Source organism: Cupriavidus sp. HE11 (assembly GCF_056097175.1).
The window spans coordinates 1,113,472-1,127,751 of record NZ_CP184465.1 but is presented as its reverse complement, the minus strand read 5'-3'; the positions used below and the strand labels follow the sequence as shown (position 1 = coordinate 1,127,751).

Annotated in this window: 9 protein-coding genes and 1 pseudogene; 6 read left to right on the top strand and 4 right to left on the bottom strand. The window is 65.2% G+C overall.

Annotated features, from left to right (window positions below):
* From ACOABP_RS22420 to ACOABP_RS22400, 5 genes and pseudogenes are all read left to right on the top strand, one after another.
* Positions 1–3,123 carry an efflux RND transporter permease subunit gene (locus ACOABP_RS22420; RefSeq protein WP_474230377.1) on the top strand — a complete coding sequence of 1,041 codons (3,123 nt, stop codon included), beginning with the start codon at positions 1–3 and terminating at the stop codon, positions 3,121–3,123.
* Positions 3,124–3,434: 311 nt separating this feature from the next.
* Positions 3,435–4,775: an LLM class flavin-dependent oxidoreductase gene (locus ACOABP_RS22415; protein WP_474230376.1), complete on the top strand. Its 1,341-nt coding sequence runs from the start codon at positions 3,435–3,437 to the stop codon at positions 4,773–4,775.
* Positions 4,776–4,862: 87 nt separating this feature from the next.
* Complete coding sequence (locus ACOABP_RS22410) at positions 4,863–5,684, top strand: MetQ/NlpA family ABC transporter substrate-binding protein (RefSeq protein ID WP_474230375.1); 822 nt, start codon at positions 4,863–4,865, stop codon at positions 5,682–5,684.
* 24 nt (positions 5,685–5,708) lie between these two features.
* Positions 5,709–6,494, top strand: a pseudogene (locus tag ACOABP_RS22405) (methionine ABC transporter ATP-binding protein); the annotation flags it as partial.
* Between the two features lie 31 nt (positions 6,495–6,525).
* A complete protein-coding gene (locus ACOABP_RS22400; RefSeq protein WP_066741076.1) occupies positions 6,526–7,170 on the top strand; it encodes a methionine ABC transporter permease in 645 nt (214 codons plus the stop codon).
* 38 nt (positions 7,171–7,208) lie between these two features.
* Here the strand turns inward: ACOABP_RS22400 and ACOABP_RS22395 are convergent, their stop codons facing one another.
* On the bottom strand, positions 7,209–8,465 hold the full coding sequence (locus ACOABP_RS22395) for an acyl-CoA dehydrogenase family protein (RefSeq protein WP_474230373.1): 1,257 nt from the start codon (positions 8,463–8,465) through the stop codon (positions 7,209–7,211).
* Positions 8,466–8,562: 97 nt separating this feature from the next.
* Complete coding sequence (pcp, locus tag ACOABP_RS22390; protein WP_474230371.1) at positions 8,563–9,210, bottom strand: pyroglutamyl-peptidase I; 648 nt, start codon at positions 9,208–9,210, stop codon at positions 8,563–8,565.
* A gap of 104 nt (positions 9,211–9,314) precedes the next feature.
* On the opposite strand from pcp, the gene ACOABP_RS22385 reads away from it, so the two are divergent.
* A complete protein-coding gene (locus ACOABP_RS22385) occupies positions 9,315–10,250 on the top strand; it encodes a LysR family transcriptional regulator (RefSeq protein WP_474230369.1) in 936 nt (311 codons plus the stop codon).
* Between the two features lie 57 nt (positions 10,251–10,307).
* Here the strand turns inward: ACOABP_RS22385 and ACOABP_RS22380 are convergent, their stop codons facing one another.
* Positions 10,308–13,523 carry an autotransporter family protein gene (locus ACOABP_RS22380; RefSeq protein ID WP_474230367.1) on the bottom strand — a complete coding sequence of 1,072 codons (3,216 nt, stop codon included), beginning with the start codon at positions 13,521–13,523 and terminating at the stop codon, positions 10,308–10,310.
* Positions 13,520–14,059 carry a hypothetical protein gene (locus tag ACOABP_RS22375; protein WP_474230366.1) on the bottom strand — a complete coding sequence of 180 codons (540 nt, stop codon included), beginning with the start codon at positions 14,057–14,059 and terminating at the stop codon, positions 13,520–13,522. The genes ACOABP_RS22380 and ACOABP_RS22375 overlap by 4 nt, the downstream gene beginning before the upstream one ends.
* Between the last annotated feature and the right edge of the window lie 221 nt (positions 14,060–14,280).

The following is a 14,280-nucleotide window of genomic DNA, read 5'->3' as shown; positions in this document are numbered from 1 at the left end:
ATGATCCAACGTATCGTTCATTTTGCGCTGCACCAGAAGCTGTTCATCTGGCTCGGCCTGATCATCTTCATCGCGGGCGGCCTGGCCGCCTTCAAGAACCTGCCGATCGAGGCCTTCCCGGACGTCTCGGACATCCAGGTCAACATCATCACGCTGTACCCAGGCCGCGCCGCCGAGGAAGTGGAGCGCCAGGTCACGATCCCGATCGAAACGGCGCTGGCCGGCACGCCGAACTCGGTGCGCGTGTTCTCGCACACCCAGTTCGGCCTGTCGTTCATGATGGTGACCTTCAATGACAAGGCCACCGACGTCACCGCGCGCCAGCAGATCATCGAGCGCCTGCGCAGCGTTGACCTGCCCGACGGCGTGCAGCCGGAGCTGGCGCCGCTGTCCACGGCCATCGGCGAAATCTTCCGCTTCCGCCTGACCGGCAAGGGCTATACGGCGCAGGAACTGCGTACGCTGCAGGACTGGGTGGTCGAAAAGAACATGCGTCAGGTGCCGGGCGTGGCCGACGTGGTGACCATTGGCGGTTCGATCAAGCAGTACGAGGTGAACCCCAACCTGGGCCGCATGCGCGACGCCAAGATCTCGCTATCGCAGCTGTTCACGGCGTTGCAGCGCGGCAACTCGAATGCCGGCGGCGGTGCGGTGGCCCATGGCCGCCAGCAGTACCTGCTGCGTTCGCTGGGCAGCTTCCGTTCGTCGGCGGATATCGCCAACGTGGTGGTGGCCGAGAACAACGGCACGCCGATCCTGGTCAAGGACATTGCCGAGGTGAAGATCGGCTCGGCGCCGCCGCAGGGCCTGATGGGCCAGGACAACGAGGACGACATCGTCTCGGGCATCGTGGTGATGCGCAAGGGCGAGAACCCGTCGGTGGTGCTTGAGGCACTGAAGCAGAAGATCGAGCTGCTGGACACGCAGATCCTGCCCAAGGGCGTGAAGATCGTGCCGTACTACGACCGGTCCACGCTGATCGACAAGACGCTGCATACGGTGTTCGGCAACCTGGTGGAGGGCGCGCTGCTGGTGCTGGCCGTGCTCTACCTGTTCCTGGCCAATGTGCGCGCGGCGGCCATCGTGGCGCTGGTGATCCCGCTGTCGCTGCTGTCGACGTTCATCGGCCTGACGTGGGTGGGCATTCCGGCCAACCTGCTGTCGCTGGGTGCGATGGACTTCGGGATCATCGTCGACGGCGCGGTGATCGTCGTCGAGAACATCTTCAAGCGGCTGGGCGAGCTCAAGGAACAGCAGATCAAGGACAACAAGGCGCGGCTTTACGCGATCCTGCAGGCCACCACCGAAGTGGGCCGGCCGACCGTGTTCTCGATGATCATCATCATCGCGGCGCACATCCCGATCTTCACGCTGCAGCGCCACGAGGGCAAGATCTTCGCGCCGATGGCGTACACGGTGACGGGCGCGCTGATCGGCTCGCTGATCCTGTCGCTGACCGTGGTGCCGCTGCTGTGCCACCTGCTGCTGACCAAGAACATCGCCCACGAGGACAACTTCGTGGTGCGCTACTGCAAGCGCATCTACGAGCCGATGCTGGCCTGGGCACTGGACAACAAGAAGACGGTGGTGGGCATTGCACTGGGCCTGCTGGTGGCGACCGTGGGCGTGGGCAAGTTCCTGGGCAGCGAATTCCTGCCCGAGCTGGACGAAGGCTCGATGTGGGTCAGCTTCGACCTGCCGGCGTCGGTGTCGCTGGACGAGGCGCGCGATCAGGCCCGTATCCTGCGCACCGTGATTCGCAAGACGCCCGAGGTGAACACCACGATTTCCAAGGTGGGCCGCCCCGACGACGGTACCGATCCTAAGCTGATCAACACCGTCGAAATCCTGGTCGACCTGAAGGCCGACAAGCAATGGCGCGCGGGTTTCGACAAGCGCAAGATCATCAACGAGATCAACCACAACCTGCGCCAGTTGCCGGGCATCGAGCCGAACTTCTCGCAGCCGGTGCGCGACAACATCCTGGAAAGCATCTCGCAGATCAAGGGCCAGATCGTGATCAAGGTGCAGAGCGACAGCCTTGAGCACAACAAGAAGGTGGCCGACCAGATCCTGGCGAACGTGCAGTCCGTCCAGGGCGTGATGCGCGCGTTTATCGACCGCGACGGCGAATTGCCGCAGTACGTGCTGGAATTCGACCGTGCCCAGGCCGCCCGCTACGGCATCAACGTGGCCGACGTGCAGGACCTGATGGAAAGCGCGCTGGCCGGCAAGGCCGCCACCGAGCTGTGGGAAGGCGAGAAGCACTTCAGCGTGGTGGTGCGCCTGAAACCGGGCGAGCGCGAACTGCCGAACCTGCCGAACATCTTCATGCAGACGGCCGACGGGGCGCAGGTGCCGTTGTCGCAACTGGTGACGTTCCGGGCGGCGTCCGGCGCGATGAACATCAGCCGCGAGAACGGCCAGCGCACCACGTCGATCGGTATCTTCATCCACGACCGCGACATGGGCAGTGTGGTGAAGGACATGCAGGCGCTGGTGAAGAAGAACGTGAACGCCGAGGACGTCAAGATCAGCTGGTCTGGCGAGTTCGAGAACCAGGAACGCGCCATGGCGCGGCTGTCGATCGTGGTGCCGCTGTCGGTGCTGCTGATCTTCCTGCTGCTGTTCAACGCCTTCCAGTCGTTCAAGAGCGCTGCGCTGATCATCTCGAACATCCCGTTCGCGCTGATTGGCGGTGTATTCGCGCTGTTCCTGACCGGCATTCCGCTGTCGGTCTCGGCGGCCATCGGCTTCATCGCGCTGTTTGGTCAGGCGGTGCTGAACGGGGTGGTGATGGTGACCTACTTCAACCAGCTGCGCCAGGAAGGCATGCCGGTGCGCCAGGCCGTGCTGACTGGCTCGATGGACCGTCTGCGCACGGTGCTGATGACGGCCATGCTGGCCATGCTGGGCCTGTTCCCGATGGCTATCTCGCGTGCCATCGGCTCGGAAACGCAGCGCCCGCTGGCCATCGTCATCATCGGCGGCCTGATTACGGCCACGCTGCTGACCCTGATCGTGCTGCCAACGCTCTACGAGTGGATGGTGGGCCGCAACTGGCCGGACGAGGAAGGCCAGTCGAACAACCATAACCGCCTGAACGATTCCATGGCGAATTGAGCAGGGCTGACAGAGCGGCAACGAAGACCGGGGCAATCGCCCCGGTTTTTTTTGGTCCGTCGCCGAGAGGCAAGGGATGACTGCGGGTTTCCGCAGGGGGATGCGGCCAGTTCAGTCCAGCACGGCGGCCTCGTTTCTTCCACCAGCCCCGCATAGCGAGGATATGACCCGGATGCCGCGCGACGGCCAGGCGCTGAACGGAGCGAAGCAGGGCATATCGATATCGGCTTTCGTTCGTTCGCGTTCCCGGGTTTCCTGCCTATGCTCATCGGCTGGACCGTATTGCCAACGCGCACCCGCGTCTCGCCACCATGACCAACGCCTTGCCGCCCGCCCGGCTTCACCTGAATCTCAACGCGCTTCACTCGGGCTTCGTGCCGTCGGCCTGGCGCCTGCCCGCCAGTGATCCACGCGCCTTTGTCGACGTGCAGCACTATGTCCGGCTGGCGCAGATCGCAGAGGCTGGCAAGTTCGATGCCATCTTCCTGGCCGACAATGCGTCCATTGCCGATCAGGTCAACTTCCGACCCATCACCGCGCTGGAGCCCACCATGCTGCTGGCCTGCGTGGCGGTGGCAACAAGCCATATCGGGCTGGTGGCAACGGCTTCGACGAGTTACAACGAGCCCTACAACATCGCGCGGCGCTTTGCCACGCTGGATCATGTCAGCGGTGGACGCGCCGGCTGGAACGTCGTGACCACGGCCGACGCCGGCTCGGCGCGCAATTTCGGCCGCGCCGCGCCGCCGGACCATGCGCAACGCTATGCGCGCGCCGACGAGTTCACCAGCATCGTCAAGGCGTTGTGGGATAGCTGGAAGGACGACGCATTTGTAGGCGACCGTGATTCGGGCCGCTTCGTGGACACCGAAAGACTGCAGCCGATTGCCCATCACGGGGCGTTCTTCGATGTGCAGGGGCCGCTGAACCTGCCGCGCCCGCCACAAGGGCATCCGGTGCTGTTCCAGGCCGGTGGATCGAACGACGGGCGCGAACTGGCCGCGCGGCATGCCGAGGCCGTTTTTTCGGCGTCGCAATCGCTGGAAGAGTCGCGCCAATACCGCGCGGCGCTGAACCGGCGCGCCGAATCGCTGGGCCGGAGCCCGGCGGCGATCAAGGTCCTGCCGGGCCTGACAACGATCATCGGCGCCACCGAGGCCCAGGCACGCCAGCGGCGCGACGCGCTGGTCGACCTGATACCGTGGGACTACAGCCTCAACCGGCTGGCTGGCACGCTGGGCATTACCGCCGACCAGCTGTCGCTCGATGCACCGTTGCCGGACGGTCTTGTGCTGCCGGCCAATGGCAACCACACGTTCTTCCACGCGACGATCGCGCTGGCACAGCGCCAGAACCTGACGGTGCGTGCGTTGATCCGCGAGCTGGCGGGCGGGGGCGGGCATCGTGTCATTGTGGGCACGCCCGAGCAGATCGCCGATGATATCGAGCACTGGTTCCGCAACGGTGCCGCCGATGGCTTCAACCTGATGCCCGATGTGCTGCCCGATGGCGTGCAGGATTTCGTGGACGGCGTGGTGCCCATCCTGCAACGGCGGGGACTGTTCCGCACGGATTACGAGGGCAGTACCCTGCGCGAGCACATGGGACTGGCCCGCCCGGCAGGCAGGGCGCACGCACGCGCGGCGGCGTAGTCCGCATTTGCTATCTCGGATTACTTCTTGGACCGGGGGCGAAGGGCTTCATAGACTGGTGCTTCCCAAACTCTCGCACCTGTCATCATGAAACGACGCTCCGCCTTTGGTGTCATCGCCGCGCTGGCTCTGGCGCTGACCTTGCCGATTGCATCGGCCTACGCCCAGACAGCGGGCGGCAAGACGTTGAAGGTGGGCGTGCGGGGCGGCGTGGACGAGGAAATCTGGGAGGTCGTCACGCGCGAAGCCGCCAGGAACGGCCTGAAGGTTGAAACGGTGATCATCACCGGCACCGCCAGCCCGAACGAGGCGCTGAACAACGGTGACCTCGACGCCAATTCGTTCCAGCACATCCCGTTCCTGCGCGACCAGATCCGGCAGCGTGGCTACAAGATCGCCAACGTGGGCGACACGCTGATCTCGCCGATCGCTTTCTACTCGCGCAAGGTGAAGTCGCTGGAAGCGCTGCCCAACGGCGCCCGCGTCGGCATTCCTAACGATCCGAGCAACCAGACCCGCGCCCTGGTCATTCTGCGTGATCATGGGTTGATCAAGCTGAAGGACGGATTCGACCCGTACACGGGTACGGTGTCTCTGGCCGATATCACGGCCAATCCGCGCAAGCTCGAGTTCATCGAAAGCGCATCGGTGGTACTGCCGCGCGCGTTGCCCGATGTCGATGCGGCGGCCATCGTCAACACGTTCGCATACCAGGCGGGCCTGATCGCCGCGCGCGATGGCATTGCGGTGGAAAGGCGCGAGAACAACCCCTACGTCAACGTGATTGCCGTGCGGGAGAAAGACAGGAACGCACCGTGGGTGCCGCAGCTGGTCAAGTCGTACCAGTCGGAGGCAGTGCGCAGGTTCATCCTGACAAAGTACCAGGGTTCGGTGATTCCGGCGTTCTGAGGGCCGACGGCAAGGGGCTATCGCATGCACACGATCTCGCAATTGCCGGCACGTGACCCGCACATCGTGTTCGAGCAGGTTGGCAAGACCTATCCGGGGGCGGCGTCGCCTGCACTGGCGGACGTCTCGTTCACGATCGAGCGGGGCGAGGTGTTCGGCATCATCGGCCGCAGCGGCGCGGGAAAATCCACGCTGCTGCGGAGCATCAACATGCTGGAGCGGCCCGATCGGGGCCATGTGTGGATAGACGACACCGACATCGGCCGCCTCGACGAGCATGGGCTGGTCAGGCTGCGCCGGCGCATCGGCATGATTTTCCAGCACTTCAACCTGATGTCCGCCAAGACGGTCTTCGACAACGTGGCCCTGCCGCTGCGCGTGGCCGGCGTGCGGCGCGCCGAGATCGAAACCCGCGTCGGTGATCTGCTGGCAACGGTGGGGCTTGCCGACAAGGCGCAGGCTTATCCGGCGATGCTGTCGGGCGGACAGAAGCAGCGCGTGGGCATTGCACGTGCGCTGGTGCATCGTCCGGAGATCCTGTTGTGCGACGAAGCGACTTCGGCGCTCGATCCCGAAACGACCGAACAGATCCTCGCGCTGCTGCGCGGCATCAACCGGCAGCTTGGCCTGACCGTGGTGCTGATCACGCATGACATGGCCGTAATCGAGGAGGCGTGCGACCGCGTGCTGGTTCTGGACAATGGTCTGGTGAAGGAACAGGGGCCGGTGTGGCGCGTGTTTGCCACGCCACAGGCCGAAGCCACCTTGTCGCTGCTGCGGCCCCTGCGCAAGCGTCTGCCGGCAAGCGTTCATCCTGTGGAGGTAGCCCACCGTGTTGCCAATGGCTGAAAAATACCTGAAAGCGTTCGGCGAAACCCTGCTGATGACGGGCAGCGCCTGCCTTGTGGTGTTCGTGGTCGGCATGGCATTGGCCATTGTGCTGACGGTCACCGCGCCTGGCGGGCTGGCCCCGAGGCCGCGCACGAATCGCGTGCTGTCGGTGCTGGTGAACATGTTCCGCTCCATCCCGTTCATCATCCTGCTGGTAGCCATGCTGCCGGTCACGCGGCTGATTGTGGGTACCACGATGGGTACGTGGGCGGCCGTGGTACCGCTCAGCGCACACCTGATACCGTTCTTCGCACGGGTGTCGCAGGTGGCGCTCAACGAGACCGACGCGGGGTTGATCGAAGCGGCGCGCGCAATGGGCTGCCGACGCTGGCATATCGTACGGCACGTGCTGTTGCCGGAGGCGCTGCCGGCGTTGATCGGAGGCGCTACGGTGACCGTGATTGCAATGATCGGGTCATCGGCCATGGCCGGTGCGGTGGGGGCGGGGGGGCTCGGTGACCTGGCGATCCGCTATGGCTACGAGCGCTATGAAACGGCCGTGATGTTCAACGTGATCGGAATCCTGGTGGTTCTGGTCACGGCGGTGCAGTTCGCGGGCGAGCGGCTGGCCCGCCGCTTCGATCACCGGCGATAGCGACGCCGCTGTGCCCATCGGGGCACAGCGGCAGCTCTTCAGAAGAGGCCGGTGGTAGGCGGCGGTTCGTCCTTCAGCAGCCATGCGCCGACAGCCGCGGCCTTCCATTGACGCGGATTGTGATTGGCTACGGTGCGGGCATTGCGCCAGTGCCGGTCAAGGTTGTACTGGCGGTCGCAGGTGGATGCCCCGCCGACATCGAACGCCAGCTCGGCACTCTTCAGCGCGGCCGCCACGGCGAAGTACTGCGCCTGGGCGACGTCGGTGGATGCCTGCGTCAGCGATGCGTTGCTCAGGTTGTCCGCCCACGCAGCGTCTATGGAATCCGCGGCGCGCAGCGTGGCGGCTTCGGCCGCAAACACCTGCGCGGCAATCTGGCCAATCGTTTCCTGCACGTAGGGATCGTCCACCGATCGCTCCGCCGAACTGTGCTTGATCGGCCGGGCCTTGTTGCGCGCGAACCAGACCGCATCGTTCAGGGCGTTGCGTGCGATGCCGGCTTCCGTGGCGGCAAGAAACAGCTGGAAGACCGGCGAGACCGGATTGCGGCGGTCGCGCGGAAGATGGCTGGCGCGCAGTTCGTCCGCCTCGACACGCATGTTCGTGAATTGCGTGGTGCCGCTGGCAGTCAAGCGCTGGCCGATGGTGTCGAAATCGTCGACCAACGTCATGCCGGCTCGCTCGCGAGGCACCGCGAAGTGCGTTTCCTTGCCAGCCTCGTCCACGGCAATGGAGCTGATCCAGTCGGCATAGAGCGCGCCGGTACTGTAGTACTTGGTGCCGTTGACCACGTAGTGATCGGCCTGGCGCACGATAGTGGCCTGAATGGCGCCATGCTTGCCGCCGCGCTCCACGCCACCGTTGCCGACGATGTGGCCCGCCAGCAGCCGATCAAACCAGCGCTTGCGCTCGGCGTCATTGTCCTGACCCGCGAGCAGCCCTTCGATGAGTCCAAAGTTGGGCCGCAATGCCTGAGCCAGGTTTGCATCGACGGCGGCCAGTTCCTGCACAAAGCGGATCGCGTCGCGCATGCTGCCACCGGGGCCACCATACGCCTTCGGGATGCGGAAGGTCAGCAGGCCGGCATTGGCTACCTGGCGGGCAAAGTCGAAAGGCAGTTCGCGGCGGCCTTCTCGCTGCGCAGCATCTTGCGCGATGGCGGGCAGCAGTGCCTGCGCGCGCTGGCGCAGCACGGCCACATCCGGGGCCGGAATCTGCGGTTCAGGCGCCGGCGGCCGGGGTACCGCTGCCGCGTCGGTAGCGACAGCGGGCGCGATGGATTCTTGAAATGGCATGCAGTTGTCCTTCGGGTCTCTCGTGGAATGAGCACGAAAGACATCGTGCAGCAATTCTCGCGACCGGTAACGACCGATTTCGCATGCCGTTATGCGGCTAGTGCGTGGCGCCCCCGATTTCCTTGAGATCGACGGACACTTCCAGTGCGGTGGCTACCATGACCTCGACGGCGGCGATCAGCGTGCCAATATCCATGCTCGGCGCGCCAGGGTGCGCAGCGGCCATCTGCGGCAGGTACGGCACGTGGATGAAGCCACCGCGCAGCGTCGGCCGTTCGGTTGCGATGCAATGCAGCAGCGAATAGAAGATGGCGTTGCAGTTGTATGTGCCTGCGGACTGCGAGACCGATGCGGGGATGCTCGACGCGCGCAAGCGCCTGACCAGTGCCTTGATCGGGAGCGCGGAGAAATAGGCGACGGGGCCGCCGGGGATCACGGGTTCGTCGACGGGTTGCCGGCCGGCGTTGTCGGGAATGCGCGCGTCCACGACGTTGATTGCCACCCGTTCGATCGATACGTCGCTGCGTCCGCCCGCTTGTCCCAGGCACAGAACGACGACGGGATCGACCTCTGCGATGGCGTGCAATAGTGCCTGCCGGACGTCGGCGATGACGCAGGGCAGCTGGCGCGCCACCACACGGGCGCCGCCAATCACGCGCGCATCGACGGCGCGGGCCGCTTCCCATGAAGGATTCAGGGTTTCGCCATCGAATGGCTCGATGCCGGTGACAAGTACGGTTTGCATTTGGCGCTGCTCTCAGGAGAGGCGAATGGGAAATGAGATGGCCCATCGTAACGACCGGCGCGGGATTCTTGAAATGGATATTCGATATCCGTTAAATTCATGGCATGAATCTATCCCGGATCGACCTGAACCTTCTCGTGGCGTTCGAGGCGCTATATCAGACGCGCAGTGTCACGCTGGCCGGCAAGCGCCTGAACCGCGCCCAGCCGTCGGTGAGCAATGCGCTGACCCGGCTGCGGGCGCTGTTTGGCGACGATCTGTTTGTGCGCACCCATGCCGGCATGCAGCCCACGGAGCTGGCGCACGCGCTGATGCCGGGTATTTCGTCTGCGCTCGACCACGTTCGCCAGGCCGTGGGCCAGTCGGTGGCGTTCGACCCGGCCGCGCCGGCCGGGCGGAGCTTTACCATCGCGGCCACCGACTACGCCGACATCGTCCTGTTGCCGCATGTGATCGGCCGGCTCAGGCGGCAGGCGCCGGACATCGATCTGCGGATCATGGCGCTTGACCGCGCTGCCCTCTACGAGCAACTCGATCAGGGCGTGGTGGACGTTGCGATTGGCGGACACCTCGCCGCACCGAAGCGCATGGTGCAGACCAGGCTGTACGAGGAAGACTTTGTCTGCATCGCCAGCCGTTCGCATCCACAGCTAGGTACGCGTGGCCGGCGCCGCGGCATCGACCTGAAGACCTATCTGCAGCTGCCTCATGCGCTGTTTGCTCCGGGCGATAGTGGATCGCGGCGCGGGGTCATCGACGGCAGGCTGGACAAGCTGGGCCTGCAACGGCGTGTCGCAGCCACGTTCTCGCATATCGTGGCACTGCCGCTGGCAGTGGCGCACAGCGATCTGGTGGCGACCGTTGCCAGGCGGGTGGCACTGAGACTGGCGTCCCCCGAGGTGCAGATCCATGAAGTGCCCGAGGAGCTTGCCGATACCGCATTCGACATCGAGCTGATTCACAACCGGCGTACGCAGGCCGATGCCGCGGCCGTGTGGCTCAGGCAGGAGATCCGGTCAGCCGTCAGTGACATGCGCTGACGTGCGTGCATCAGGCCGGGTCGCGTTTGGTGTGCCAACCTCACGCCTGCCGGCCTGTTACCACGTGTATTTGACCCCCAGGCGCCCGATGAATGCGTGGTAGGCCTGCGATCCCCACTGCCATCCGACGTTGCTCCAGCCGGTCCAGCCCTTGCGCCCCTGCACGTCGAGCCCCAGCTTGACCTCGTAGCGGTTGCTCGGATAGAGGTCGCCCATCGACACGCCGTTCAGCGCGACATTGTTGTCGACGCTGTCGTGCCACCAGTTGAGAGTCAGGTAGGGCTGGTAGCGGTGGCCCTTGTCGTCGATCCAGGTGCGATGCAGCCGCACGCCCAGCCGGGTGATGATGCCATCCGAATCCGCGCCGCCGACCTGCGTGCCCGACGGTTCGGTGAAGGTGCCCTGGTAGCCCCGGACGTAGATGACCTGGGCCTGCGGTTCGACCACCCAATCCCGCGTGTGGCTGGGCAGCCAGGCATAGCCGGTCTCGGCGGATAGCGCGAGCACCTTCGAGTTGTAGCTGGCCTGCTGCAGCAGTTCGCCGTTGACGTGGTTGTTGAACCAGCCGAACTGCATCCACAGGTCGGTGTACCAGCCCAGGCGGGACTTGTCGTTCTGGAACCAGGTGCCGTAGACGCCGACGTTCACGCCTTGCACGTCGCTGTCTGCCTTGAACGGGTTGCCGGCGGCGCGCCCCGTGCTCGATCCCCAGTTGTACCCGAGCATGCCACCCAGGTGCAGGCGGTCGTCGCCCCGGAAAAGCGACCACTGTGCGACGTCCCCGCCAAGCTGGAGCATCCATGCCGTGCTCTGTGCGTCGAAGGTGCCGTTGCTGGTGCGCGAGCCGATGTCCTTGCCGACAAGGCGCACCCAGCCCGCCCCCCGTTTCTGGTCGTCGTTCTCGAAGGTTTGTTGCTCGGTCCATTGCGGCTCGCCCAGCCGGTCGTGCAGGCTGTGCACGAGGAACCCCGCCGCCAGCCGCTGGTTGGCCAGGTAGGCGCCTACCTCGGGCCGGAACAGCGGCACGATCACATCGGGATTGGGCGCCGGGGGTGTGGGCGGCGTTGGCGGATCGGCCCGCTCGCTGCGCAGATACCAGGCGTCAGGGTTCGTGCCATCGGCGGCGCCTCGGAACAGGCGGTATTCGTAGACGCCGGCGACGGCACGGCCAGACTGCGTGAACGCGCTGGCTCCGGTAGTGCCGCCGTTGACGACGTCCACCACCAGAATCCCGTTGCTGTGGGTCAGCGCCCCCTGGCCGCCGGCATTGGTGACTCGTAAACCAGACGTGCCGGACGCCGTGCCGCCATCGATGACGAGCTTGTCGGATGGAGAGCCGTCGGTACCGAGCGCGGTGTTGACGCCCAGCACGCCGCCGTTGCCCACGTAATTGCGTGTGGTCAGCGTCTTGAACGTGCCGCCGGTGGGTGCCGTGAATGCCACGGTGCCAGCGTTCGCCACCTGCTGCCGGACGGTGGAATCGCCGGTGACGGACCACGTGCTGGTGCCGTCGACACTGACATTGGACGCCCCCAGGGACGCGCCAGACCAGCGCGACGCCGTGGCCAGCGCCAGGTTGGCGGTGGCGGCGTCATCGACGACGACGTTGCCCGCCAGTACGCTGCCGTTCTGGGCCGTGATATCGACCAGCGTTGCCTGCGGCGGCGGCGTGCCGGGCGGGGTGGGGTTGGGCGCGACCGCGCGCAGCAACTGGGTGCCGCCCGTTATCGATGTCCGGTCGGCGGTGATGGTGGTGGGGCCGCCGAACGCGTAGATGGCGCGGCCGTTGGGCGCGGTGATTTCGCCGCCCGTCACGATGACGCGATTGGTGAGCGTTTCCGAGTAATTCTGCGTGTAGATGCCCAGCGTGCTGCCGGTGGTCGTGACTTTTGTGTCTGTCAGTGCGATCGTGGGGCCGACGCCGCCCGTCACGGTCTGGCCAGTCACGAGATAGAGGGCGCCTGAGCCCGAGGCGGTGACGGTGGAATTCGTGGCGCTCACGAATCCGTTCTGGTCCGCACCCAGTGCGTAGCTGCCTGCCGCCGGGGTGTTGACCGTGCTGCCGGTCAGGTTGATGCTGTTCAGCCCTGAAATCGTTCGCGCGCCGGCATATACGCCATAGCCGTCCGACGCATTCATGTTGATGGTGGTGTTGGTTGCGTTGATCGTGCTTTGGGACTGAAGCGACCCGTTGCTGCTGGGCGACGCGCGCAGCCCGGCCGGCGTGGAGTTATTGACACTGACCAGGTTCGACGCGGTGCCGGTATTACTGACCAGGGCTGCACCTGGCGACGCGCTGACGGTCATGGTGGTGCTGCCTGCACGGTTGATCGTGATGAGCGAATCCGCAAGCGTGACACTTGAACTGGTGCCGGCGTTGGCGGCGCCGGTGAAGCGCGGATCGCCGGCATATGCCACCACGCCGGAGCTGGCGTCGGCACCGTCGATGGTCAGGCCGCGGAATGTCGCGGTAGATCCGCCGAATGCCACCACCCCGGCACTACCGTTGAGGTACGTCTCACCCGAGCCGGTCAGGTGGATCGACAAGCCGTTGCCGATGGCGGTGTCTGCCTGCGGCGAGGCTTCGAGCACGATGCCGGTACTGCCTTGACCGTTCATGTTTATCTGCGTGCCGGCCGGCAGCGTGAACGTGCCGCCGTTGTTCGCGTAGAGTCCGACCGAGCGCGCGCCGCTGGACGAAATCGTGTTGTTGCCTTGCAGCGTGAGGCTGCTGCCCGCGCCAGACGTGCCCAGGGCAATGGCATTGGGCTGGGTAACGCTCACGGTACTGTCGGTGAGGGTGATACGCCCGCCGCTCTCGGCCACGGCGCCATAGCCGCTGCTGCTTCCGGTGCCCGTGTTCAGGATGTTCAGGCCGCTGGCGGTGATGCTGGCCGCCGTGCCGTACGCCACCGCCCCGGTGCCCGATCCGGACGTGGCTACCGTGACGCCCGGGAGCGAAACGATGTTTGCTGCCGCGCTGCCGGAATTCGCGAAGAGTCCAACCCCGTTGACCGACTGGATACCGATCGGACCGGCCGCGAACCCGGCTGCATTGGGATCCAGCGTCAGCGTGCCGGCCGTCACCGACGTGGCGGATGTCGTGCCGGAGGTTGTCACCGTGGTGTTGCCGACAATCGTCTGGTCGCCAGTCGATCCGTCGTTGACGACCGTCGTGTTGATGGTGCCGGGGCCTAGCGCGCGAGCCAGGAGCGGCGTTGCCGCCATTGCCGTGCAGAGCACATGGAACAGGGTCTTGTGGCCGCCGCTCATTGGCTGCTCACCGGGATGGGCAAGGCAACATCGGGGCGTGCCAGCGACCGCGCGAAGGGCGAATCGGCATTCAGGTAGTCGGTCATCACCTTGCGCAGGATCTCGGCATCGTCGCCAAGCAGGAGCGGATCGCCATCCTTGCCGACATAGTGCACGGTGGCGATGCCTCGCTGCGTGTCGTACAGCGCGGCAACCCGGTGGGCGGGGTTTTCCGGATCGGTCATCCGGCCGAGCAGGTAGGGCCGCTCGTCGATCCGCAGCGGCAGCATGGCCGACGCCGTTACCGCAGGAGGTGGGTCACTGCGTGCCTTGCCGCCGGGCAGCTTGTCCTTGACCCAGTCCGGCACCTGCTCGCCGCCATGGCGCAGGCTCAGCGACAACGCATGGCGGAACGCTGGCGTGGCAGCGTACACATCATCGAACAGCGGACACTGGTTGGCTTGCGTGCATTGATTTGCCATCGCGGCGCCGCGCGGGGCGTCCTGCTGCACGGGTCCCGTGTCTTCGGCCGCCAGCGCCGTGCCTGCCAGCAGCATCAGAAGACAGGCGCAGCAGTGTCTGTGGTGTGATGGTGGTACGCGCTTGCGTGGCACGCGCATGGCGATCGCTCCTCGTTGTGCCTGCCCCGTCTGCCGTCTCGCAAGACTGGCCGTTCGAATCCATTGAATCAAAGTTCACGGGAAAGCATAGTGATGATTTTGGTAAATATGTCTTTAGTGACTTCGAATGGCGTGTGTGTAGATTCTGTTCGGTCAGT

Bases quoted from the DNA above. Each gene is read 5' to 3' on its own strand.
- ACOABP_RS22415 (WP_474230376.1), top strand. From the start codon at position 3,435: ATGACCAACGCCTTGCCGCCCGCCCGGCTTCACCTGAATCTCAACGCG.
- ACOABP_RS22410 (WP_474230375.1), top strand. From the start codon at position 4,863: ATGAAACGACGCTCCGCCTTTGGTGTCATCGCCGCGCTGGCTCTGGCG.
- ACOABP_RS22400 (WP_066741076.1), top strand. From the start codon at position 6,526: ATGGCTGAAAAATACCTGAAAGCGTTCGGCGAAACCCTGCTGATGACG.
- ACOABP_RS22395 (WP_474230373.1), bottom strand. From the start codon at position 8,465: ATGCCATTTCAAGAATCCATCGCGCCCGCTGTCGCTACCGACGCGGCA.
- ACOABP_RS22385 (WP_474230369.1), top strand. From the start codon at position 9,315: ATGAATCTATCCCGGATCGACCTGAACCTTCTCGTGGCGTTCGAGGCG.
- ACOABP_RS22375 (WP_474230366.1), bottom strand. From the start codon at position 14,059: ATGCTGCTGGCAGGCACGGCGCTGGCGGCCGAAGACACGGGACCCGTG.
- ACOABP_RS22380 (WP_474230367.1), bottom strand. From the start codon at position 13,523: ATGAGCGGCGGCCACAAGACCCTGTTCCATGTGCTCTGCACGGCAATG.
- pcp (WP_474230371.1), bottom strand. From the start codon at position 9,210: ATGCAAACCGTACTTGTCACCGGCATCGAGCCATTCGATGGCGAAACC.
- ACOABP_RS22420 (WP_474230377.1), top strand. From the start codon at position 1: ATGATCCAACGTATCGTTCATTTTGCGCTGCACCAGAAGCTGTTCATC.